Origin of the sequence: Rhodanobacter sp. DHB23, assembly GCF_014842975.1 — a bacterium.
Classification (GTDB): domain Bacteria; phylum Pseudomonadota; class Gammaproteobacteria; order Xanthomonadales; family Rhodanobacteraceae; genus Rhodanobacter_A.
On the sequence record NZ_JACYXK010000026.1, the window covers coordinates 42,041 to 64,274 of the forward strand.

Annotated in this window: 26 protein-coding genes; 11 read left to right on the forward strand and 15 right to left on the reverse strand. The window is 67.8% G+C overall.

The features are described 5' to 3' along the window. Positions 1-37 precede the first annotated feature (37 nt). Entirely contained in the window at positions 38-1,645 is a 1,608-nt protein-coding gene (gene murJ / locus IHE47_RS08630; protein WP_225561725.1) for a murein biosynthesis integral membrane protein MurJ, read from the reverse strand. Positions 1,646-1,840: 195 nt separating this feature from the next. On the opposite strand from murJ, the gene rpsT reads away from it, so the two are divergent. After that, positions 1,841-2,104, forward strand: a complete 264-nt coding sequence (rpsT, locus tag IHE47_RS08635) for a 30S ribosomal protein S20 (RefSeq protein WP_192105491.1) — start codon at positions 1,841-1,843, stop codon at positions 2,102-2,104. Between the two features lie 126 nt (positions 2,105-2,230). Here rpsT and IHE47_RS08640 read toward each other — a convergent pair whose 3' ends face one another. The 4 genes from IHE47_RS08640 to IHE47_RS08655 form a co-directional block, all read right to left on the reverse strand. After that, positions 2,231-2,554, reverse strand: coding sequence for a hypothetical protein (locus IHE47_RS08640; protein WP_192105492.1), 324 nt, complete (start codon positions 2,552-2,554; stop codon positions 2,231-2,233). Then, positions 2,551-3,123 carry a sigma-70 family RNA polymerase sigma factor gene (locus IHE47_RS08645; protein WP_192105493.1) on the reverse strand — a complete coding sequence of 191 codons (573 nt, stop codon included), beginning with the start codon at positions 3,121-3,123 and terminating at the stop codon, positions 2,551-2,553. Before IHE47_RS08645 ends, IHE47_RS08640 begins: the two co-directional genes overlap by 4 nt. Next, positions 3,116-3,484, reverse strand: a complete 369-nt coding sequence (locus IHE47_RS08650; protein WP_192105494.1) for a DUF6249 domain-containing protein — start codon at positions 3,482-3,484, stop codon at positions 3,116-3,118. Before IHE47_RS08650 ends, IHE47_RS08645 begins: the two co-directional genes overlap by 8 nt. 73 nt (positions 3,485-3,557) lie before the next feature. After that, positions 3,558-5,078, reverse strand: coding sequence for a serine hydrolase domain-containing protein (locus IHE47_RS08655; protein ID WP_225561726.1), 1,521 nt, complete (start codon positions 5,076-5,078; stop codon positions 3,558-3,560). 144 nt (positions 5,079-5,222) lie between these two features. On the opposite strand from IHE47_RS08655, the gene IHE47_RS08660 reads away from it, so the two are divergent. Genes IHE47_RS08660 through IHE47_RS08670 form a run of 3 tightly spaced genes read left to right on the forward strand, consistent with a single transcriptional unit; the run spans position 5,223 to position 6,903 of the window. Continuing rightward, positions 5,223-5,708, forward strand: a complete 486-nt coding sequence (locus IHE47_RS08660; protein WP_192105495.1) for a GNAT family N-acetyltransferase — start codon at positions 5,223-5,225, stop codon at positions 5,706-5,708. A 14-nt stretch (positions 5,709-5,722) separates the two neighbouring features. Further along, positions 5,723-6,337: a YdeI/OmpD-associated family protein gene (locus IHE47_RS08665; protein ID WP_192105496.1), complete on the forward strand. Its 615-nt coding sequence runs from the start codon at positions 5,723-5,725 to the stop codon at positions 6,335-6,337. Next, positions 6,334-6,903, forward strand: coding sequence for a GNAT family N-acetyltransferase (locus IHE47_RS08670; protein WP_192105497.1), 570 nt, complete (start codon positions 6,334-6,336; stop codon positions 6,901-6,903). Before IHE47_RS08665 ends, IHE47_RS08670 begins: the two co-directional genes overlap by 4 nt. A 57-nt stretch (positions 6,904-6,960) precedes the next feature. Here IHE47_RS08670 and IHE47_RS08675 read toward each other — a convergent pair whose 3' ends face one another. The 8 genes from IHE47_RS08675 to IHE47_RS08710 all read right to left on the reverse strand — a co-directional run bounded on the left by IHE47_RS08675 (position 6,961) and on the right by IHE47_RS08710 (position 14,043). Next, positions 6,961-7,314, reverse strand: coding sequence for an RcnB family protein (locus IHE47_RS08675; protein WP_192105498.1), 354 nt, complete (start codon positions 7,312-7,314; stop codon positions 6,961-6,963). 373 nt (positions 7,315-7,687) lie between these two features. Further along, a complete protein-coding gene (radA, locus tag IHE47_RS08680) occupies positions 7,688-9,064 on the reverse strand; it encodes a DNA repair protein RadA (RefSeq protein ID WP_192105499.1) in 1,377 nt (458 codons plus the stop codon). A gap of 112 nt (positions 9,065-9,176) precedes the next feature. Beyond that, positions 9,177-10,265 carry an alanine racemase gene (alr, locus tag IHE47_RS08685; protein WP_192105500.1) on the reverse strand — a complete coding sequence of 363 codons (1,089 nt, stop codon included), beginning with the start codon at positions 10,263-10,265 and terminating at the stop codon, positions 9,177-9,179. A gap of 166 nt (positions 10,266-10,431) precedes the next feature. Then, a complete protein-coding gene (locus IHE47_RS08690; RefSeq protein ID WP_192105501.1) occupies positions 10,432-11,826 on the reverse strand; it encodes a replicative DNA helicase in 1,395 nt (464 codons plus the stop codon). Positions 11,827-12,130: 304 nt separating this feature from the next. Further along, positions 12,131-12,583: a 50S ribosomal protein L9 gene (gene rplI, locus IHE47_RS08695; RefSeq protein WP_192105502.1), complete on the reverse strand. Its 453-nt coding sequence runs from the start codon at positions 12,581-12,583 to the stop codon at positions 12,131-12,133. 148 nt (positions 12,584-12,731) lie between these two features. Further along, entirely contained in the window at positions 12,732-12,962 is a 231-nt protein-coding gene (rpsR, locus tag IHE47_RS08700) for a 30S ribosomal protein S18 (protein ID WP_008213232.1), read from the reverse strand. 14 nt (positions 12,963-12,976) lie between these two features. Beyond that, the gene (gene rpsF / locus IHE47_RS08705; protein ID WP_192105503.1) at positions 12,977-13,381 is read right to left on the reverse strand and encodes a 30S ribosomal protein S6; all 405 of its coding nucleotides are present in this window, start codon (positions 13,379-13,381) and stop codon (positions 12,977-12,979) included. A 335-nt stretch (positions 13,382-13,716) separates the two neighbouring features. Next, the gene (locus IHE47_RS08710; RefSeq protein WP_192105504.1) at positions 13,717-14,043 is read right to left on the reverse strand and encodes an iron-sulfur cluster assembly accessory protein; all 327 of its coding nucleotides are present in this window, start codon (positions 14,041-14,043) and stop codon (positions 13,717-13,719) included. A 161-nt stretch (positions 14,044-14,204) separates the two neighbouring features. On the opposite strand from IHE47_RS08710, the gene asnS reads away from it, so the two are divergent. From asnS to IHE47_RS08745, 7 genes are all read left to right on the forward strand, one after another. Then, complete coding sequence (gene asnS, locus IHE47_RS08715; protein ID WP_192105505.1) at positions 14,205-15,605, forward strand: asparagine--tRNA ligase; 1,401 nt, start codon at positions 14,205-14,207, stop codon at positions 15,603-15,605. Between the two features lie 8 nt (positions 15,606-15,613). After that, positions 15,614-16,480 (forward strand): MalM family protein, encoded by an 867-nt coding sequence (locus IHE47_RS08720; protein ID WP_343227464.1) that lies wholly within the window; start codon positions 15,614-15,616, stop codon positions 16,478-16,480. Between the two features lie 2 nt (positions 16,481-16,482). After that, the gene (locus IHE47_RS08725; RefSeq protein WP_192105506.1) at positions 16,483-16,797 is read left to right on the forward strand and encodes a hypothetical protein; all 315 of its coding nucleotides are present in this window, start codon (positions 16,483-16,485) and stop codon (positions 16,795-16,797) included. Between the two features lie 17 nt (positions 16,798-16,814). Beyond that, on the forward strand, positions 16,815-17,603 hold the full coding sequence (locus IHE47_RS08730; protein WP_192105507.1) for an SDR family oxidoreductase: 789 nt from the start codon (positions 16,815-16,817) through the stop codon (positions 17,601-17,603). A 143-nt stretch (positions 17,604-17,746) separates the two neighbouring features. Further along, the gene (locus tag IHE47_RS08735) at positions 17,747-19,213 is read left to right on the forward strand and encodes an aldehyde dehydrogenase (protein ID WP_192105508.1); all 1,467 of its coding nucleotides are present in this window, start codon (positions 17,747-17,749) and stop codon (positions 19,211-19,213) included. Positions 19,214-19,235: 22 nt separating this feature from the next. Beyond that, positions 19,236-19,898, forward strand: coding sequence for a carbonate dehydratase (gene can, locus IHE47_RS08740; RefSeq protein ID WP_192105509.1), 663 nt, complete (start codon positions 19,236-19,238; stop codon positions 19,896-19,898). Next, positions 19,895-20,326 (forward strand): Rid family hydrolase, encoded by a 432-nt coding sequence (locus tag IHE47_RS08745; RefSeq protein ID WP_192105510.1) that lies wholly within the window; start codon positions 19,895-19,897, stop codon positions 20,324-20,326. The genes can and IHE47_RS08745 overlap by 4 nt, the downstream gene beginning before the upstream one ends. A 97-nt stretch (positions 20,327-20,423) precedes the next feature. Here IHE47_RS08745 and IHE47_RS08750 read toward each other — a convergent pair whose 3' ends face one another. Together IHE47_RS08750 and IHE47_RS08755 are read right to left on the reverse strand one after the other, a co-directional pair. After that, the gene (locus IHE47_RS08750; RefSeq protein WP_192105511.1) at positions 20,424-20,684 is read right to left on the reverse strand and encodes a hypothetical protein; all 261 of its coding nucleotides are present in this window, start codon (positions 20,682-20,684) and stop codon (positions 20,424-20,426) included. A 231-nt stretch (positions 20,685-20,915) separates the two neighbouring features. After that, positions 20,916-22,175 carry an FAD-dependent oxidoreductase gene (locus IHE47_RS08755; protein WP_192105512.1) on the reverse strand — a complete coding sequence of 420 codons (1,260 nt, stop codon included), beginning with the start codon at positions 22,173-22,175 and terminating at the stop codon, positions 20,916-20,918. Between the last annotated feature and the right edge of the window lie 59 nt (positions 22,176-22,234).

A 22,234-nucleotide genomic window follows, 5' to 3' on the forward strand; every position in this document is an offset into this window, starting at 1 on the left:
GCCGCTTCTTGATCTTCGCGATCAGGGACGATCGCAATCAAACGGCCCGCAAGTCTTTCATCCGCAAGCCCGCCGCAAACAGCGCCGCGACATACGCCGCGCCGCCGGCCGCCACCATCAGCGCAAGGCGCCAGACGCGGGTGAAGGTGCCGACGTGGTCCCAGTCCGGCCACAGCCAGCGGCCGAACAGCAGCACCGCCACCATCGCCGCGCAGGCCAGTGCCAGCCGTGTCCAATGCCGCAACCAGCCCGGCTGGCGGTGGTACACACCTGCACGCTTCAGCCAATGCCACAGCAGCACGAAGTTGAGGTAGCTGGACAGCGAGCTGGCGATGCCCAGCGCCAAGTGCAGCCCCGGCACCTGCGCGATGCCGGCCATCCAGCCGGCCTGCCGCGCCGCCGGCGTCGCCCACAGCTCGAACAGGATCGCGATGAACACGCCGTTGAACAGCATGTTCACCACCATCGCCGCCACCCCGGCGCGCACCGGGGTGCGGGTGTCCTGCCGCGCGTAGAACGCGGGCAGCAGCACTTTCACCAGCGCAAAGGCCGGCAGGCCACAGGACAGCGCCAGGATGGACAGCGTGGACATCCGTGTGTCGAAGGCATTGAAGCGCCCGTGCTGGAACAGCGTGCTGACGATGGGCCCGCTCAGCAGCAGCAGCGCGCACATCGCCGGCACCGAGATCAGCAGGGTGAGCCGCAGGCCCCAGTCCAGCGCCCGCGAGAAGCCCTCGCGGTCCGTGTTCACGTGGTGGCGCGACAGCGACGGCAGCACCACCGAACCCAGCGCCACGCCGAACACGCCCAGCGGCAGTTCGAGGAAGCGCGTGGACAGCGACAGCCAGCTCTGCGAACCGGTGACCAGCAGCGAGGCGATCACCGTGTCCAGCAGCAGGTTGATCTGCGCCACCGACGAGCCGAACAGCGTGGGCACCATCAGCTTGAGGATGCGCTTGACCTCGGGGTGGCTCCAGCCCCAGCGCGGCCACACCAGCATGTCGAGCTTGCGCAACTCCGGCAGCAGGAACAGCAACTGCAGCACGCCCGCCACCAGCACCGCCCAGCCCATCGCCATGATCGGCACAGCCAGGTGCTTCGACAGCCACAGCGCGCCCGCGATCATACAGACGTTGAGGATCACCGGCGCCAGCGCCGGCAGCGCGAAGCGATGGAAGCTGTTCAGCACGCCGGCTGCCAACGCAGTCAGCGAGACGAAGAACAGGAACGGGAAGGTCAGCCGCAACAGGTCGATGGTGAGGTCGAACTTGTGCGGCTGGTCCAGCGCGCCCGGCTCGAACAGCGTCGCCACCTGCGGCGCGAAGATCAGTCCCAGCGCGGTGACCACCAGCACCACCGCGCCCAGCGTGCCGGAGACGCGCGCCATCAGCTGTCGCAGGTCCTCGTGCGTGCCCTTCTCCTTCACCTCGGTGAACACCGGCACGAAGGCGGTGGAGAACGAGCCCTCGGCGAACAGCCGGCGCATGAAGTTGGGGATGCGGAACGCCACCCAGAACGCATCGGTGACGGCATTGGCGCCGAACACCACGTTGAGCGACATGTCCCGGATCAGGCCGAGCACGCGCGATACCATCGTCATGCTGCTGAACGAGAGCAGCCCGCGGAACATGCTGGGGGACTTCATCCGGTGGGGAATCCTGGGTCAAGCGGGCGAATGGGCGCACAGTCTGCCAGCCGGCGCGGGCAAGATCACCGGCGGATCATGGCCGAACCCGGGCAACACCCCATTCCAGCCGCCTAACTGCTTGACGCATGAGCGAATCGGCCGCATAATCCTCCTCTTTCTCCAACCTGCAACCCGCGATTCGGGAGTTCTACCTTGGCCAACATCAAGTCCGCGAAGAAGCGTGCGCGCCAGTCCGAGCAGCGCCGCCTGCGCAACATCAGCGCCCGTTCCATGGTGCGCACCGCGCTGAAGAAGGTCGTCAAGGCCATCGAGGCCAAGGACAAGGCTGCCGCCGTCGAAGCCTTCGCCGCCGCCCAGCCGGTGATGGATCGCTACGCCTCGCGCGGCCTGATCCACAAGAACAAGGCTGCTCGCCACAAGAGCCGCCTGAACGCGAAGATCCACGAACTGGCGTAAGCCGTTCGCCTTGCGCGTCATGAAAAAGCCGGCTGACGCCGGCTTTTTTTGTGGCCGCCAGTCCTGGCAGCCGTCCCCTGGATCATCGCTGACGCGATGTCATGTCCGCCCGGCGCTTCCCGCTGCTCAGCGTGCATCTGCCTCGGTCGCGCCCCACCAGCAGGTCAGCAGCGACATGCCGGCCGCCGTCAGCAGCAGCGCGACCGCCGGCATCGACCACTCGCCACGCAGCCAGTCGTGCAGGCCATCGCCCAGCAATGGCGAGCGCAGCAGGCTCCATCCGCACGCCCCGATCCCGGCCAGGATGCCGCCCCACAACGGCCATGCGGTACGACGCCGGCGTGGCGGCAATCGCTGCATCAGTTTCCCGCTGAAGCCCGCATCGGGCACCGGCCCATCGAAGTTCCGGCGCAGCAGTGTCTCGATCTCGTCATCGTGCAAGTCGCTCATGATGCGCGCTCCTCGTCGTTGGTTTGCCACGCCGCCAGCCATGTCTTGAGTTTTGCCTTGCCGCGCAATGCGTGGGTCTTCACGGTGCCCAGCGGCATCGCCAGCACGTAGGCCGCCTCGTCGTGGCTCAGGCCCATCTGTACGCAATGCAGCAGCACCGCCTGCTCGGCGCTGGACAGGCGCTGCATTGCGCGCTCGACATCCAGTTGCAGGTCGACCGGCTGCGGCGACGCCGGCAACTGCTGGAACTCGCCGTCGTCCGCGTCGCCGGCAGGCCACGATCGCTTGCGCACGGCCTGCAGGAAACAACTGTAGGCAATGCGGTAAAGCCAGGTCGAAAAGCGCGCCTCGCCGCGAAACTGGTCGAGCTTGCGCCACGCCAGCAGGAATGTTTCCTGCGCCAAGTCGTCGGCCGCGGCCTCGTCGCCGCGCAGCAGCCGGCGCAGCTGGGCGCGCACCATGCCCTGGTGCCGGCGCAGCAACTGCTCGAACGCCCTGCGGTCGCCTTCCAGCAGGGCACGCGCCACCAGTGCCCGGTCGACGCGTGCCTCGGCATCGCCATCAGTCATGCCGGCCGTCGCGCCGGTTCAACCACCAGCTCGCGAGATAGCCCAGCCCGCTCATCAAGGGCAGCAAGCCCAGGCCCCACAGGCTGCCGATGCTGCGGCCGCTGTCGAGCTGGACCGGCAACGCAAGCAGCGTCGCCATCAATCCGAGGCCGATGCTGATCAGCACCAGCGCGCGGCGCCGTTCGGAATAGGCGACGGCCGGCTCGACCAGCAGCTGCGGCGGCAGCTCCACGCCCTTGTCGGCCAGTTGCATCAAGGTGCGGTAGCGCGCCTGCGTCTGCAGGTAGCGATAGCGCAGCAGGATCAGCACGATGAGGACGGGAGCCGACATCACGACGAAGGGGATGAAAAGGAATTCCATGGTCTTGCTCCAGAGGGTGTAGCGGGCCGGAAGGCTTGGGCAACGAATGATGGTGCAACACGCCTGCCGGAACTCAGTGCCTGGCGCCTTCGGCGGCAAGCAGATCGGCAATCTGCTCAGCCAGCAACCAGTGCTGCGACGGCCCTTCGTTGCTGGTCAGGGCCACGGCCGCACCGGTTTCCCAAACCATCTCCAGGTCTGCCGTGGTGCCTTCGATGCCGCCCTGGTGGCCACGAATGTGGCGGCCGCGCGAGAGCCGTTCGTCGATGCCGGCGCCGAAGGCGATGCCGGGGCCGATCGGCACTTCGCCGTCGAACATCTTCGCCAGCGTCGCGGGCTTGAGCAGCTTGCCTCCATGCAAGGCCTCGGCGAACCGCAGCAGGTCGGCATTGGTGGAATAACCGCCACCTGCGGGGCTGCCCTTGTAGATGCCCTGCATCCAGTTTGCCTTCCACGTCCGGGAGAACACCCCGTCGTCGTGGTAGTAGCCGACGGCCAGCCCTGGAACGATTTCATCGATGCTCTCGAAGCCGCTGGACGTCATCTGCGCAGGCTCGAAGACGTGGCGCCGGATATAGTCGAAGTAGCTTTCGCCGGAGACGTTCTCGACGATGCGGCCGAGCAGGACATAGCCGGCGTTGCTGTAGCTCGGCGCCTTGCCGGGCTCGCCCACCTTGGGCTGGCGGGCGATCAGCCCGAGGTAGTCCGCCGGATTGACATAGCGTTGGGCGTGCTCGAAGTAGTCCGGCACCATGAAATCGCCCAGGCCCGAGGTGTGGTGCAGGAGTTCCCACACGGTGATCTTCTTCGCCGTCGCCTGGTCGGGATATTCCGGCACCAGCTTCGCCAGCGTGTCGTCCCACGACAGCTTGCCGGCCTCGACCAGTTGCGCGATGGCGACCGCGGTGAACATCTTGCCGACCGAGGCGACATTGAACTTCGTCTGCTGGTCGACCGGCACGTTGAAATTGCGCTCGGCCAGGCCACGGCACTCGTCGAACACGGTCTCGCCGCCATCGGAAACGGTCACGCAACCGGAGAAGTCGGACACGCTCACCAGCCGGTCAAGCGCGGCATGGATCAGCTTCCGCAACTCCGCATGCGGCACCGGCCCCTTGGGCCAGTCGGCATAAAGCGGATTGTCCATGCCGACCAGGTGCGCATCCGCGAACTGGCCGGGATGCGCCGGGTCGGCGACCAGCCAGAACAGGCCGGCTTGCGCGTTGCGTCGGCCCTTGACGGCGACTTCGAGCAGCCCCGGCTGGCGCGGGTCGGTGCGCACGTCGAACACGTCCACGCCACCTTCGTCGCGCACGGCCGAAACCAGGCCGGCAATGAAATCCGCCTTGTCGTCCGCGGCGACGGATGCAGCCAGGACGCCGGGGGCCCACTGCCGGATCTGCGCCGGGGTGTCGGCATCGATATGCCGGATCAGCGTGCCGGCGAGCTTTCCGACCGGGGTGTCGGGCAGCGCGGGGTTCATCGCCGGGGTCGCCGCCATGGCCGCGGGCACACTTGCCGCACAGGCCAGGACGAAAGCCAGCAAACGCCTCCGTGCCTTGGGCGGATGGACATGGATGGAATGGCTCGTCATTGCGCTCTCCTGATGGTGTCCGGTCCGCACAAGCGCGGATGTCGAAGGCTTGGATGCAGCCAGCCTGCCCTTTGGATTCACCCCACCACTGGCGCCCATGCCATGAAATGGAATAATCCGGACTCCCCTGCCCCCGGAGCCGCCATGTCGTCGTTCCTGATCCGTCCCATCGAGCCACGCGACGACGCCGCGGTTGCAGCGATCATCCGCGCTGTGATGCCCGAGTTCGGCGCCGACGGCCCCGGCTTCGCGATCCACGATGCCGAGGTGGACACGATGAGCGCCGCTTACGCGCAGCCGCGCAGCAGCTACTTCGTGGTCGAACAGGATGGCCGGGTGATCGGCGGTGGCGGCGTGGCGCCGCTGGTGAACGGCGAGCCGGACGTGTGCGAGCTGCGCAAGATGTACTTCCTGCCGGAGGCGCGCGGCATTGGTGCCGGCGCGGCGATGATGCAGCACTGCCTCGACGCGGCGCGTGCGCAGGGCTTCCGCCGCTGCTACCTGGAAACGCTCACCGGCATGGACGCGGCGCAGGCGCTGTACGCGAAGTCCGGCTTCACCCCGCTGTGCGCGCCGATGGGCGGCACCGGGCACTTCAGTTGCGACCGCTTCTTCATCCGCGATCTCTGAAAAGGAGATATGTCATGGCAAATCGCGATCCGCGCATCGATGCCTACATCGCCAAGTCCGCGGAATTCGCCCGACCCATCCTCGACCACCTGCGCGCCGTGGTGCACGAGGCCTGCCCCGAGGTCGAGGAGACGATCAAGTGGAGCCGGCCGTTCTTCACTTATCGCGACGCCACGCTGTGCATGATGTCGGCGTTCAAGCAGCACTGCAGTTTCGGCTTCTGGCTGGGCAAACAGGTCACCGGTGCGGATGCGGAAGACGGCGCGGGCCAGTTCGGCAAGCTCACTTCGGCGCGCGAACTGCCACCGAGGAAAGCACTGGTCGCCTTCGTCAGGAAGGCGATGGCCTTGAACGAAACCGGCGTGAAAACGACACGCGCCAAGGCCGGCAGCAAACCGCCGCCCACGCCGCCCGAGGATTTCACCGCCCTGCTCGCCCAGCGCAAGCACGCCGCCGCACGCAAGGTCTGGGAAAATTTCCCGCCCGGCAGCCAGCGCGAGTACATCGACTGGATCGTCGAGGCGAAGACCGACGCCACCCGCCAGAAGCGCCTCGCCACCACGCTGGAATGGCTGGCCGAAGGCAAGCGCCGGAACTGGAAATACGACACGAGGACCACCGCCCGATGATCCGTACCGCGCACGAAGCGGACGCCGCCGCCATCCACGCGATCTACGCGCCGCACGTCACCGACGGCGTGGCCACCTTCGAGAACGTCGTGCCCGGCGTGGACGCCATGCGCGAACGCATCCGCGCGCGCCTGCCGCACTACCCCTGGCTGGCATGGGAAGAAGGCGGCGAGGTGCTGGCCTATGCCTATGCCGGCCGCTTCCGCGAACGCGCCGCCTACGACTGGATCGCCGAGACCTCGATCTACGTGCACCCGGACGCGCAGGGACGCGGCATCGCGCGACGACTCTACGGTTGCCTGCTCGACGTGATGCGCCTGCAGGGCCTGACGCAGGCCGTGGGCGTCATCACCCTGCCCGGCACCGCCAGCGTGGCGCTGCATGAAACGATGGGCTTCGCGCCTGCCGGCGTGTGGCGCCAGAGCGGCTGGAAGCTGGGCCGCTGGTGGGACGTGGGCGTGTGGCAGAAGGAGCTGCAGGTGGCGACGGTTCCGCCACCGCCACCCGTTCCCTTCGCCGCCCTGGTTTCGACGGCCGCACTGGCGCGGACCATGGGTGGATCGTGAACAGGTCCTGACGTTCCCTGCCGATGCCGTGCGGCATCGGCAGGGAATCGAACGACGTCAGTGGCTGACCGCCGACGCGATGATGCTGGCGATCACGCCCGTGGTGATCGCCACCAGCAGGAAGTCGCCGTTGTCGCTGCGCACCCAGTGATAGCCGCGCGGTGGCGGACGCAGATGGGCGCCGCGCCAATCGGACACCACGTATTGCCGACTGCGATACGAGGACGGCAGGTGACCGCCCTTCTTGTACCAGCCCTCGTGACGGCCTTGGTCGTACATGCCGTGATACCGCTGCTGGTCGTGCCGCGGCGGCGGATAGCCCTGGCCGGGCCCGTATTGCTGGGCGAAGGCGGCCCCGCTCGAAGCCAGCAAGGCACCGCTCAGCACCATTACACCGATAGCTTTCTTCATGGAATCCTCCTCGGTCGATTTCTCCGGCACTCCCTGCGGTTGCGCGCCACCACGCTCCTGTTCCGGCACAAGCCGTACCGTGGCCTGCTCCACGATCCAGCCTGCACCCTCAACCTTGCGTGAATTCCCGGGGCGCACCTGCCATCCGCTGTCATCGGGAGGCAACCTGGTTCCATTGCGACAACCGCCACGGGGACATTCTCCGCAAAGGCACGATGCGGTTGCCCTCCGCGCAATTCCTTCGCTATCACGGCCCCGTCCGCGGGACGGTGTATACCGCCCGTGCCACGCATCGCGAAATGACCCGCCACAGCGATGCGAAACCATCGTGCGCAGGCGCGCCTGCTGCATGAACCAGGCGCAACGCAGGCGATCAACGGCAGGCGTCGATCGCCTGCCCCAGACGTTCCACCCCCACCACCTCCAACTCGCCCACGCGACCGGACTTCGGCGCGTTCGCCTTCGGCACGATGGCGCGGCGGAAGCCGTGGTGCGCGGCTTCCTTCAGGCGCTCCTCGCCGTTCGGCACCGGGCGGATCTCGCCCGACAAACCCACCTCGCCGAAGGCAATCATCTTTTCCGGCAACGGCCGGTCGCGCAGCGAGGACAGCACCGCCAGCAGCGCGGGCAGGTCAGCCGCCGTCTCCTGCACGCGGATGCCGCCCACCACGTTGATGAACACGTCCTGGTCGTAGGCGGCCACGCCGCCATGCCGGTGCAGCACGGCCAGCAGCATCGCCAGGCGGTTCTGCTCCAGGCCAAGCGCCACGCGGCGCGGATTGCCCAGGCTGGACTGGTCGACCAGCGCCTGCACCTCGACCAGCAGCGGCCGCGTGCCTTCGCGCGTCACCATCACCGCGCTGCCCGGGGTGGGGCCGGCATGCGCGGAGAGGAAGATCGCGGAAGGATTGGGCACCTCGCGCAGGCCCTTGTCGCCCATCGCGAACACGCCCAGCTCGTTGACCGCGCCGAAGCGGTTCTTGAACGCGCGCAGCACGCGGAAGCGGCTGCCGGACTCGCCCTCGAAATACAGCACCGCGTCCACCATGTGCTCCAGCACGCGCGGGCCGGCGATGCCGCCCTCCTTGGTGACGTGGCCGACGAGGAACACGGACGTGCCGGTCTCCTTGGCGAAGCGCGTGAGCCGTGCCGCCGACTCGCGCACCTGCGACACCGAACCCGGCGCGGCGGTGAGCAGTTCGGTCCAGATCGTCTGGATCGAGTCGATCACCAGCACGCGTGGCCGCGCGATCGCGGTCTGTTCCAGGATGCGCTCGATGCAGGTCTCGGCCAGCGCCTGCAAGGGCTCCAGCGGCAGGCCCAGGCGCTGCGCTCGCGCAGCCACCTGGGCCAACGACTCCTCGCCGGTGACGTAGACGCTGGGCAGTTGCACGCCCAGCGTGCCCAGCATCTGCAGCAGCAGGGTGGACTTGCCGATGCCCGGATCGCCGCCCACCAGCACCACCGAGCCCTCGACCAGGCCGCCGCCCAGCACGCGGTCCAGCTCGCCGATGCCGGTGAGCGTGCGTGCCTCGGCCGTCACCGCGACTTCGGTCAGCGGCATGACCCTGGGAGAACCGGCCGCCTTGCCCGCATAACCGCCGCGCGCGGCGCCGGCCGACTTCACCGCCGGTTGCAGCACGATCTCGGACAGCGTGTTCCACGCGCCGCACTCCACGCAGGAGCCCTGCCACTTGGGATGCTCGGCGCCGCAGTCGGTGCAGACGTAGGCGGTCTTGGCTTTGGTCATGCAGAGGTTCCTGTTCTTTATCTTCGCACTCATGGACGAGTGCAAAGGTGATGCGGCCAAGAGTAACCGGCATCTATCGCAGGCGACGAGACGGCATCGCCGACGCGAGGCGTCAGCCTTCATCCTCGACGAACAGCACACGCCGCGTCATGCCACAGGTGAGGTCGTAGCTGATGGTACCGGCGTGGGCAGCGACGATTTCCGCCGGCAACTCGTCGCCCCACAGGGTGACGCGATCGCCCACCTTCGCCTGCGGCGCTTCGCGCAGGTCGAGCGTGACGAGGTCCATCGAGACGCGGCCGACCAGCGGCACGCGCGTCTCGCCCACCAGCACCGGCGTGCCGCTGGCCGCACTGCGCGGGTAGCCGTCGCCGTAGCCGATCGCGGCCACGCCCACCGGCATGTCCTCGGGACAGACCCAGGTGCCGTTGTAGCCGATGCGCTCGCCCTTGCCGATGCGGTTGACCGCGATCAGCCGCGTGGACAGCGTCATCGCGGGACGGAAGCCGAAATCCGCCCCGCTCTTGCCGTCCACCACCGACAGGCCATACAGCAGGCCACCGGTACGCACCCAGTCGGCACGCGCCTCGGGCCAGCCCAGCACGGCGGCCGAGTTGGACAGCGAACGCGGCCCGTCGAGGCCACGGGTCACTTCGTTGAAGCGTGCGATCTGCGCCCGCGTGACGTCGCCGTCGAATACCTCCGATTCGGCGAAGTGCGTGAGCAGGCCAATCTCGGGGTCGATGCCTGGCAACGCCGCGAGTCGCGCATGCACTTCCGCCACGCGCTCCGGCACGAAGCCCAGGCGATGCATGCCGCTGTCGATCTTCAGCCATACACGCAGGCGCCCACGTGTCGCGCTGGCCTCGGACAGCCATGCCAGTTGCGCCTCGTGATGAACAGCTGCATCCAACCCCAGCCGCTGCATCTCGGCGATGTCGCCGGGCTGGTCCGGACCGGACAGCACCACGATGCGCTGCCGGTGTCCCGCCGCGCGCAGGCGCAGGCCGTCGCCCAACGCGGCCACCGCGAAGCATTCGGCATCGGCGTCCAGCGCACGCGCCACGCGCTCCAGCCCGTGGCCGTAGGCATCGGCCTTGACCACCGCCATCACCTTCGCCGGCGCGGCCATCGCCTTGATGCGGGCAAGGTTGTGGCGCAAGGCGCCGAGATGGATGGTGGCGACGGTGGTGCGGCTCATGACTGCCGGGATTCGGGATACGGGATTCGGGATTCGGTGTGAAGCCGGGATTGGGGAGTCGGGATTCTGGATTCGGCAAAGCGAAGCGCGGCAAGACTTGCCTCAGCGGCCGGAACGCGGCTTTTGCCTTTCCGAATCCCGAATCCCGACTCCCCAATCCCGGCTCTCATTCGAACCCGCCCACGAACGAGTCGGCGGCGTAGTTCTCGAACTTGGTGTAGTGGCCGAGGAAGGTGAGCTTCACGGTGTCGGTGGGGCCGTTGCGCTGCTTGCCGATGATGATCTCGGCCAGGCCCTTGTCCGGGGATTCCTTGTTGTAGTACTCGTCGCGGTAGATGAACATGATCACGTCGGCGTCCTGCTCGATGGCGCCGGATTCGCGCAAGTCGGACATCATCGGACGCTTGTCCGCGCGCTGTTCCAGCGAGCGGTTCAACTGCGAGAGGGCGATCACGGGCACGTTGAGTTCCTTGGCGAGCCCCTTCAGTGAACGCGAGATTTCTGAAATCTCGGTGGCACGGTTCTCCTTGTTCCCGGGCACCTGCATCAGCTGCAGGTAGTCGATCACGATCAGGCCCAGGCCGCCGTGCTCGCGGTGCAGGCGGCGCGCGCGCGAGCGCATTTCCACCGGCGACATGCCCGGCGTGTCGTCGATGAAGATCTTCGCTTCGGAGAGGATGGCGATGGCGTTGGAGACGCGCGGCCAGTCCTCCTCGTTGAGGTCGCCGTTGCGCAGCGCCTGCTGGTGGATGCGGCCCACCGAGGAGATCAGGCGGAACGCCAGCTGCGAGGCGGACATTTCCATCGAGAACACCGCCACCGCCTTCTTCGCGCGCAGCGCGGCGCTCTCGGCGATGTTCAGCGCGAACGCGGTCTTGCCCATCGAGGGACGCGCCGCCACGATGATGAGGTCGGAGGGTTGCAGGCCCGAGGTGAGGTTGTCGAGGTCGGTGAAGCCGCTGGTGATGCCGGTGAGCTGGCCGCGGTTCTCGTAGCGCTCGGTGAGCAGGCGGAACGCGTCCTTCACCGCCTCGCGCATCGAGACGGAATCCTTCTTGCCACGCGCGCCGGACTCGGCGATCTTGAACACCGCCTGCTCGGCGCTTTCCAGCACCTCCTGCACGCTCTTGCCCTCTGGGCGGTAGCCGTCCTCGGTGATCGAGGTGCCGGCGTCGATCAGCTGGCGCAGCACCGACTTCTCGCGCACGATTTCCCCGTAGGCGGCGATGTTCGCCGCGCTGGGCGTGCTGTTGGCCAGTTCGATCAGGTAGCTGGCGCCGCCGACCATCTCGGCCAGGCCGTTGGCCTCGAACCAGTCGCCCAGGGTCACCGCGTCACAGGGCATGCCCTTGTTCGACAGCTCGGTGATCGCACGCCAGATCAGGCGGTGGTCGCGGCGGTAGAAGTCGTCCTCGCCCAGCTTGTCGGCCACCTTGTCCAGCGCGTCGGGCGCCAGCATCAGGCCGCCCAGCACCGCCTGTTCGGCGTCGATGGAATGCGGTGGCACGCGCAGCGCCTCGATGGCCGGCGACGAAGGCTTGCGTTCGGGCACGAAGGACATCGGGCTACCTCGGAAAGACGAAACGGCCGCGCTCGCCGCGGCACGCGCCGACGCCAGTCGACGGGCAAGACCCACATGATGCGCGGCGGCGTCTCAAGGGTCGAGATGGAAACCTGTGGAAAAGCTGGGGAAAGTTGGGGATAAGAAGACCGGCATTCGGGATTGGAGATTCGGGATTCGCAAAGGCACGGCAGGCCCGCCGCGCGCCGCTTTTACCGAATCCCCAATCCCGTCTCCCGAATCCCGCGCCACCAACGCAAACGGGCGCCGTGAGGCGCCCGTTTGCGTTGGTGGCGAAGGTGGCTTACTTCTTCTCGCCGACCACGATCACCTTGACGCTGGTCTGCACGTCGGCGTGCAGGTGGATGGCCACCTCGAACTCGCCCACGTTGCGCAGCGGGCCTTCGCCCAGGATCACTTCACCCTTGTGGATGTCGTGACCGATGGCCTGCAGCGCCTCGGCGATGTCGCGCGGACCCACCGAGCCGTACAGCTTGCCTTCGGGGCTGGCGTGCGCCTCGATCGTCACCGACACGTCGGCCAGCTTGGCCTTGCGGGCTTCGGCTTCGCCCAGCATGTTCTTGGCGCGTGCCTCGTACTCGGCGCGACGCTGCTCGAACGCGGCCAGGTTGGCGGCGTTCACGCGCACGGCCTTGCCCTGCGGGATCAGGAAGTTGCGACCGTAACCCGGCTTCACGCTGACCTTGTCGCCGAGGTCGCCGAGGTTGCGGACTTTCTGCAGGAGGATGAGTTCCATGGGTATTCCTTTTCGTTAGCGCCGGGATGGCCGGCGCAGCCGTGGACGGGTGTCCGAAGAGCCGGGATTCGGGAGACGGGATTGGGGATTCCGAAAAGCAGCACGCGGCGCTCTTGCGAATCCCGAATCCCGAATCACCAATCCCGGATTAAACGTCGTGGTTGTCGGTGTACGGCAGCAGCGAGAGGAAGCGCGCGCGCTTGATCGCGGTCGCCAGCTGGCGCTGGTAGCGCGCCTTGGTGCCGGTGATGCGGCTCGGCACGATCTTGCCGTTCTCGGTGATGTACTGGCGCAGGGTGTTGAGATCCTTGTAATCGATCTCCTTCACCTTCTCCGCAGTGAAGCGGCAGAACTTGCGGCGGCGGAAAAACTTGGACATGGTCGTGGTTCCTCTCAGTCTTCGCTGTCGCTGTCGTTGTCGCGGCCGTCAACGTCGTCGTCGCGGCGGCGCGACGAGCGGGCGTCGTCCTTTTCCTTGCTCTTCAGGATGAAGGACTGCTCGGTGTCGGCGGCGTCACGCTTGACGACGAGGTGGCGCAGCACGGCGTCGTTGAAGCGGAAGCCCGACTCCAGCTCGTTCAGCGCGTTCTGGCCGACTTCGATGTTCAGCAGCACGTAGTGCGCCTTGGCCAGGTTGACGATCGGGTAGGCCAGCTGGCGGCGACCCCAGTCTTCCAGACGGTGGATCTTGCCGCCGTCGGCCTCGATCAGCGCCTTGTAGCGCTCGATCATCGCGGGGACCTGTTCGCTCTGGTCAGGGTGGACCAGAAACACGACTTCGTAATGTCGCAGGGACATCGTGGTTCGACTCCTTGTGGATGCGGCCGGAATGGCCTCGCAGCCTCCCGCCGGATGCGGTGAGGCAAGTGCCCGTCACGCCCCTTGCAGGGCGGACAGAGGCGGAATTGTACGCGAAGCGCGGAACGCCACGCAAGCGACTGAATTTGAAGAGCACGACCGAGGACGGCAGCTTTTTGATTCCTGCGCTCGGGCCAAGCGCGGGAACCTTGAAGAGTGCGGCCATGGATGGCCGCCCATTATGACTTCCGCGCTCATGGACGAGCGCACAAATACCCCATAGCCCGCCCGTTTGACCTTGCGCTCACGGACGAGCGCACCGGTACCAACCACCCTCACCCGACGGTGAAGCTCTCGCCGCAACCGCATTCGCCAGTGGCGTTGGGGTTGTGGAACACGAAGCTGGCGTTGAGGCCCTGCTTCTGGAAGTCGATCACGGTGCCGTCCACCAGCGGCAGGCTTTTGTCGTCCACCACCAGCGGCACGCCGTCGATGCTGACCAGCCGATCGCCCTCGCCCACCGCCTGGGCCAGGTCCACCACGTAGCCGAATCCCGAGCAGCCCGTGCGTTTCACGCCGAAACGCACGCCGGCGGCGTCCGGCGCCTGCGCGAGGAAGCGGCGCATGCGTTCGCTGGCGGCTGGGGTGATCGTGATGGTCATGGCTGCGGGCGATCTTTGGAAACGTGGCAGGGCGCATGCCTTTCCGGTCGCGGCACGTGCGAGGCCTAGTTTATCATGCGGGTTTGTCCACGCGCTTCGCTGGAAGTGCGTTCCCCTACAGATGTGCCTGTTCCGGCGCATTTCAACAGGAGTTCCGATCCATGACGGTGGTCAGCGTCAAGCAGGCTCTTTCCGGCGCCATCGCGGCCGGCAGCGTGGTCACGGTGCGCGGCTGGGTGCGCACGATCCGCGACGCCAAGGGCGGCCTGTCCTTCGTGAACGTGACCGACGGCTCCTGCTTCGACCCGATCCAGGCCGTGGCCACCGACAAGCTGACCAACTACGAGAGCGCGGTGAAGCACCTCACCACCGGCGCGGGCGTGATCGTCACCGGCACGCTGGCGCCGTCGCAGGGCAAGGGCCAGCGCTTCGAGATCCAGGCCGAGACGGTGGAAGTCACCGGCTTCGTGGACGACCCGTTGACCTATCCGATCCAGCCCAAGCCGCACACCATGGAGTTCCTGCGCGAAGTGGCGCACCTGCGCCCGCGCACCAACCTGTTCGGCGCGGTGACGCGCGTGCGCCACACCATGATGACGGCGATCCACCGCTGGCTCACCGAGCAGGGCTTCTTCTGGATCAACACGCCGATCATCACCACCTCGGACGCGGAAGGCGCGGGCGACATGTTCCGCCTGTCCACGCTGGACCTGGCCAACCTGCCGCGCACGCCGGACGGCAAGATCGATTTCCGCAAGGACTTCTTCGGCCGCGAAGCCTTCCTCACCGTATCCGGCCAGCTCAACGTGGAGGCCTACTGCCTCGCGATGAGCAAGGTGTATACCTTCGGCCCCACCTTCCGTGCGGAGAACTCCAACACGCCGCGCCATCTGGCCGAGTTCTGGATGGTGGAGCCGGAGATCGCCTTCGCCGACCTCAATGACAATGCGGACTGTGCGGAAGGCTTCCTCAAGGCCATCTTCAAGGCAGTGCTGGAGGAGCGCGCGGACGACATGGCGTTCTTCGCCGAGCGCGTCCAGCCGGATGCGGTCAGCCGCCTGGAGGCCTTCATCGCCCAGCCGTTCGAGCGCATCGACTACACGGAGGCCGTGGAAATCCTCAAGAAGTCCGGGCAGAAGTTCGAATACCCGGTGGCCTGGGGCATCGACCTGCAGACCGAGCACGAACGCTACCTCGCCGAGAAACATATCGGCCGTCCCGTTGTCGTAATGAACTACCCCGAGGCGATCAAGGCCTTCTACATGCGTTTGAACGACGATGGAAAGACCGTGGCGGCGATGGACGTGCTGGCGCCCGGCATCGGCGAGATCATCGGCGGCAGCCAGCGCGAGGAGCGCCTGGACCATTTGGACGCCCGGATGGCCAAATTCGGACTCGATCCTGCCACGTATGGCTGGTACCGTGACCTTCGCCGTTATGGCACCGTGCCGCACGCGGGCTTCGGCCTCGGTTTCGAGCGCCTGCTGGTCTACGTGTGCGGCCTTTCCAACATCCGCGATGCCATCCCCTATCCGCGTGCGGCGGGGACGGCCGAATTCTGAGTTAACTGATGCGAATGAAGCGCCGGCTCCCCACCCTGCCCCTCATCCTCGCCGCCGGCGTGCTGCTGGCCGGTTGCCACACCGTGAAGACGCTGGTGCCGCCCAACCTGCGCGCGCCGGCCAGCGCCGACGATCCGCTCAAGCAGGCGCAACAGCGCCTGCTCGACGCCTCGCCCTGCTGCAGCAGCTTCGCCGACTTCTCCTACCAGGACATGCTGCCGTGGCAGCCGCAGGCGTACACGCTGGGCAGCGGCAGCAGCGTGGCCAACATCAACGGCACGCACAGCTACTTCCTCGCCTTCCGCCTGCCGGACGACGCCAAACTGCCCTATCGCGTGGCGTTCAAGTCGGAATTGAACGGCCGCTGGCTGAAGTCCAGCTACCTGTTCGCTCCCACCGTCGTGTTGCTGGACAGCGGCTTCCAGCCGATCGGCGCCGACGACGTCGGGCTGTGCGAGCACATGGGCTGGAGCGACGCGAGCTCCGGCGCGTTCGGCGCCTATACCGTCAGCAGCAAGCAGGCGCGCTACCTGCTGATCTACAGCTCGGCCGACCAGCAGAAGGGCAAGACCTACTGGGAACAGTCGCCCACGACGTTTTCCGCGCAGCCCACCGCGACCAGCATGCCCTCGCTGGACATGAGCGCCAGCGGCACCTTCGGCGTGCCGCACGGCCCCGACGGCACGATCTGGGTAGGCATGATGAATGCCACCTACGCCAAGGCCGTGGACAACGCGATCTGCAAGAAGCCGCCGAAAGGCGACGGCCTGCTGAACTCCCTGCGTACCGCCCTGCCCTGGGGCGGCAATGGCGGCAGCAAGCAGGGCGCGAACACGGGGACCGATCCCGCCACCGCCAAGGCCAAGGAAAGCTGAGCGTGCTGGCCCTCTATCTTGGCCTGCTGGCCACCGGCGTCGTCCTGTTCGTGCTCTCCTACGTGGCGCCGTTCCGGGCCGCCGCGCTGCTGCGCCAGCGCCACCCGCAGCACTGGCAGGTCATCGTCGAATCGGCCAAGGGCAGGATCGGCACGCTGCAAACCTGGATGCGCATGCAATACGTGCTGCGCTCGCCCGCGCTGGCCCTGCTGGACGACCGCGACATCAACCGCTGGCGCGGCATCTGGCGCTACAGCCAGTGGCTCGGCTGGCTGTGCTGGCTGGCCGCGCTGGGCATGCGCCTGCGCTGGGGCTGAGACCACCGGAGCTTCCCATGCAATTGCACCTCGACGGCCGTCATGCCCTGGTCTGCGGCGCCTCGCAAGGCATCGGCCGCGCCAGCGCGATCGAGCTGGCGCTGCTTGGCGCCAACGTCACCCTGCTGGCACGCCGCGCCGAAATGCTGGAAGCCCTCGCCGCGGAACTGCCGCGCACGCACACTGACCAGCGCCACGGATTCATCGCTGTCGACGTGGGCGATACCGCCGCGCTGCGCACGCAGGCGGAAGCGCTGGTCGCCCGTGCGCCCGTGCACATCCTCGTCAACAACAGCGGCGGCCCGCCGCCCGGCAGCGTGCTCGACGCCACGCCGCAGGATTTCCTCGCCGCGTGGCAGCAGCACCTGCTGGCCTGCCACACGCTGGCGCAGGCGGTGGTGCCGGGCATGCGCGCGGCCGGCTGGGGCCGCATCGTCAACGTGATCTCCACCTCGGTGCGCGAGCCGATCCCCGGCATCGGCGTGTCCAATACCACGCGCGGCGCGGTGGCGAGCTGGGCCAAGACCCTGGCCGGCGAACTCGCGCCGTTCGGCATCACCGTCAACAACGTGCTGCCCGGCTCCACCCGCACCCCGCGCATCGAGCAGATCGTCGCCGCGCGCGCGCAGAAGAGCGGCAAGCCGCCGGCCGAAGTGCAGCAGGCGATGGAAGCCGAGGTGCCGATGCGGCGCTTCGCCGACGCCGCGGAAATCGCCGCCGCGGTGGCCTTCCTCGCCTCGCCCGCCGCGAGTTACATCACCGGTGTCAGCCTGCCGGTGGACGGCGGGCGCATGCGTTCGCTTTGAGCGACGGGATGGGGGATGGCGGGATTCGGCAGGGCCACCAGCTCGCCGCACTTTTGCTCTACCGAATCCCCAATCACGAATCCCGGTTCAACGTACCCCCGCGTCCGGTGCAATCGCCGGAGGCGCGGCGTAAGCTTGCACGGATGCCCATCACGCGCCTCGCCAACCTGATCGACGGCCGCCTCGTGCCGCCGCGCGGCGATCGCTGGCTCGATGTGTTCGAGCCCGCCACCGGCGAGATCTTCGCCCATTGCCCCGATGCCGACGCGGACGACGTCGCCGCCGCCGTCGAAGCCGCGCAACGCGCCGCGCCAGCCTGGGCCAGCACGCCCGCCGAACAGCGTGCGCGCCTGCTGCAACGCCTCGCCGACCTGGTCGAGGCGCGGCTGGACGAGTTCGCCCTGCTGGAATCGCGCGACAGCGGCAAGCCGGTGAAACTCGCGCGCGGCGTGGACATCCCGCGTGCGGTGAGCAACCTGCGCTTCTTCGCCGCCGCCATCGAGACCTGGGGTGGCGAGTCGCACGCGATGGCACTCGGCCGGCCGGACCACGGCGCGATCAACTACACGCTGCGCCAGCCGTTGGGCGTGGTCGGCTGCATCAGCCCGTGGAACCTGCCGCTGTACCTGTTCACCTGGAAGATCGCGCCCGCGCTGGCCGCGGGCAACGCCGTGGTGGCCAAGCCTTCGGAAATCACACCTTGCACAGCGGCCCTGCTCGGCGAGTTGAGCACCGAAGCCGGCTTCCCGCCCGGCGTGCTGAACATCGTGCACGGCCGCGGCCCCACGGTGGGCCAGGCCATCGTCGAACATCCGCGCATCAAGGCCGTGTCCTTCACCGGCAGCACCGCCACCGGTGCGCACATCGCCGCAGTGGCCGCCACGCAGTTCAAGAAGGTGTCGCTGGAGATGGGCGGCAAGAACCCGGCCATCGTGTTCGCCGACGCCGCGCTTTCCGACACCGACCTCGATACCATCGTGCGCTCGGGCTTCGCCAACCAGGGCGAGATCTGCCTGTGCGGTTCGCGCCTGCTGGTGCAGCGCTCGATCTACGCGGCCTTCCGCGAGCGCTACCTCGCCCGCGTGCGCGCACTGCGCGTGGGCGATCCGGGCGACGACGCCAGCGACCTCGGCGCCCTGGTCTCGCGACCGCACTTCGACAAGGTGATGGCCTGCATCGCCCGGGCGCGCGCCGAAGGCGGCCGCGTATCGTGCGGCGGCGAAGCAGTGACGGTGCCCGGCCGCTGCGAACGCGGCTGGTTCGTGGCACCCACGGTGATCGAGGGACTGGCGAACGAAGCCGCCACCAACCAGCAGGAAATCTTCGGACCGGTGGTCACGCTGGTCCCGTTCGAGGATGAAGCGGAAGCATTGGCCATCGCCAACGGCACCGGCTACGGCCTCGCCGCATCGCTATGGACGCGCGACCTCGACCGCGCGCACCGGCTTGCCGCGCAACTGGAATTCGGCATCGTGTGGATCAACTGCTGGATGCTGCGCGACCTGCGCACGCCGTTCGGCGGCGTGAAGCACTCGGGCCTCGGCCGGGAGGGCGGCAGCGAGGCGCTGCGCTTCTTCACCGAGCCGAAAAATGTCTGCATACGCTACTGAACACCCCGCCACGGAAACGCCAATGAACTCGCTGAAAGACCTGCTGGCCAACAACAGGCGCTGGGCCGCCGCAGTCACTGCACAGGAGCCCGACTACTTCGAGAAGCTGGTGCACCAGCAGGCCCCGAAATACCTGTGGATCGGCTGCGCCGATTCGCGCGTGCCATCCACCCAGATCGTGGACCTGCCGCCGGGCGAGATCTTCGTGCATCGCAACGTGGCCAACGTGGTGGTGCACACCGACCTCAACGCACTCGGCTGCATCCAGTTCGCGGTGGACGTGCTGCAGGTGAAGCACATCCTGGTGGTCGGCCACTACGGTTGCGGCGGCATCGGCGCGGTGCTTCGGCAGTCGCGGCTGGGCCTGATCGACAACTGGCTGCGCCACATCGGCGACGTCGCGCTCAAGCACAGCGACAAGCTCGACCCCGCCACCGCGTTCGAAGTGCGCCACTCGCGCCTGTGCGAGCTCAACGCGATCGAGCAGGCGATAAACGTGTGCCACAGCACCATCGTGCGGGATGCCTGGGAACGCGGCCAGCAGTTGGCCGTGCACGCCTGGATCTACGGCCTGAAGGACGGCCACATCCACGACCTCGGCCTGGACGTGCGTAGCCATGAGCAGCTGCCTGGCGCCTACGAAGGCGTGCTGGCCAAGCTCGCCGAGCGCTGGGGCGCACCGTGAGCGAGGTCGTGCGCACCGACGCGGCGCCGGCGCCGGTGGGCGCCTATCCGCATGCGCGGCGCGTGGGCAACCTGCTGTTCCTGTCCGGCGTGGGGCCGCGCCAGCCGGGCACGAACGCGATCCCTGGCAACGCGTACGACGTCGACGGCAAACTGCTCGCCTACGACATCGAGGCGCAGTGCCGCCAGGTGTTCGCCAACGTGCGCGCGGTGCTGGAAGCCAGCGGCGCGCGCTGGGAGGACCTGGTGGACGTCACCGTGTTCCTCACCGACATGGCGCGCGACTTCCCCGCCTACAACCGCCTCTACGCCGAGCATTTCGCCGGCGTGGACGCCTGCCGCACCACACTGGGCATCACGGCCCTGCCCACGCCCATCGCCATCGAACTGAAATGCGTGGCGAGCATCGATCCCTGCGGCCATCCCTGACCGCGAAAATCAGGCGCACTCCTGCGATCCCGGTACGTGCACAAAAAAACCCGCCGGCAAACCGGCGGGTTTTTCGTGCAGCCGGAATCCGCTGCGATCAGCCGCCGGAGGCGGTCGACGCGGGTGCGGCGTCGGTCTTGGTCCCGGCCTTCTTGTGGGTCTTGCTGCTGTGGTGCTTGGTGCCGGACTTGTGATGCGCGGCCTTGTGGGTGGAAGAGGCAGCGGCGGGAGCGTCGGCAGCCGGAGCAGTCTGCTGGGCAGCAGCCGGAGCCGCGGCCGGGGCGGCCTGCTGGGCAAACACGGAAGCGGACAGGGCCACGCCGGCGGCGAGCAGGGAAGCGATCGCGAACTTGCGCATGATGGCGAACCTCGATGATTTTTTTATATCGCGAACCCGGCCGGAACCCGGCGCCACGGGTGGCGCGACGGAGCCACCATAACAGCACTGCCGGCATACCGAGACTGAATGGGGCCAGGTTTTCCCGGCCAGCTCCGGGCGCAGATATCCACGCTTCAGCTTGTGGCCTCCCAGCGATCTCCAGGCACGGCACGAAGCGCCTGGCGACGGTGGCCAGCCCCAGCGGCCGGCTCAGAGCCCGAAGCGCGACGGTGCGTAAGGCCGGGGATCGATCGCCGGCGTGTTGCCGCACAACTGGTCGGCGACCAGTTCACCGGTGGCCGCCGACATGCTCACGCCCAGCATGCCGTGCGCGGTGGCGAGATGCAGGTTGGCCCAGCGCGCACTGGGGCCGATGATCGGCACCTCGTCCACGCTCATCGGCCGCCAGCCCCACCACTCCTCCAGTTGCCGTGGCCCTTCCGGCTCATGCAGGCCCGTCGCGGCGCCGCGGCGCAAGGCATCGAGGCGCGCACGGTTGAGGCCCTCGGCGTAGCCGGAGAACTCCATCGTGCTGCCCAGCCGGTAACCGTCGGCCCAGGTGGTGACGCATACCTGCGCCTCGCGCAGCACCAGCGCGTGGCGCGGCGCGCGCGCGGGGCGCGTGTAGGTGATCGAATAGCCCTTGCCCGGCTGCATCGGCAGACGCAGGCCCAGCGAACGGGCCAGCAGCGGCGACCACGCCCCCAGCGCCAGAAGCACCCGCTCGCCGGCGAACACGCCACGCGAGGTGCGCACCCGCGCGATGCGCCCGTCGTGGGTGTCGAAGCCCTCGATGCGGGCGCCGCACTCGATCCCGCCGCCCAGTTCCCGCACGCGCCGCGCCAGTTCGGCGACGTAGCGATCCGGTCGCAGGCGCGCGTCGCCGGGATGGAACAGGCCGCCCGTCACGCCCGGCTTCAGCGCCGGCTCCATCGCCTCCACCTCGTCGCCGCGCAAACGCCGTACTTCGACGCCCAGGCGGTCGAGCACGGCGGCATGATGATGCTCGTCGGCCGCCAGCGCCCGCGCGGTGCGATACACGTACAACTCGCCTTCCTCGGCGAATTCGCACTCCAGTCCTTCGTCGCGCACCAGCTCGCCCAGATGCCGGCGCGAGCGCTGCAGGATCGCCGAACGCGCGACGGCGGCACGCTGGAAATCGGCCCAGTTGCAGTGCCGGGCGAACCCCAGCAGCCAACGCAGGCGCGGGCCGTCGAGCCGCGGGTTGAGGTAGAGCGGCGCATCGGCGCGCAGCATCGAACGCAGGGCCACGCCCAGCGTGCCCGGCATCGCCAGCGGCGCGGCATGGCTGGGCGTGATCGTGCCGCAATTGCCGTGCGAGGCACCGCACCCTGGCGTCCCCTGTTCCAGCACACGCACCGCCACGCCCCTGCGCAGCAGGTGCAATGCGCTGGCAAGGCCGATCACCCCGCCGCCGAGTATCAGTACATCCGCACGAGTCGCATTCATCCGCCGATTGTAACCTTCTGCTGCGCCGCGTCATGCGCGCATCGCTCGGCGCATGCACC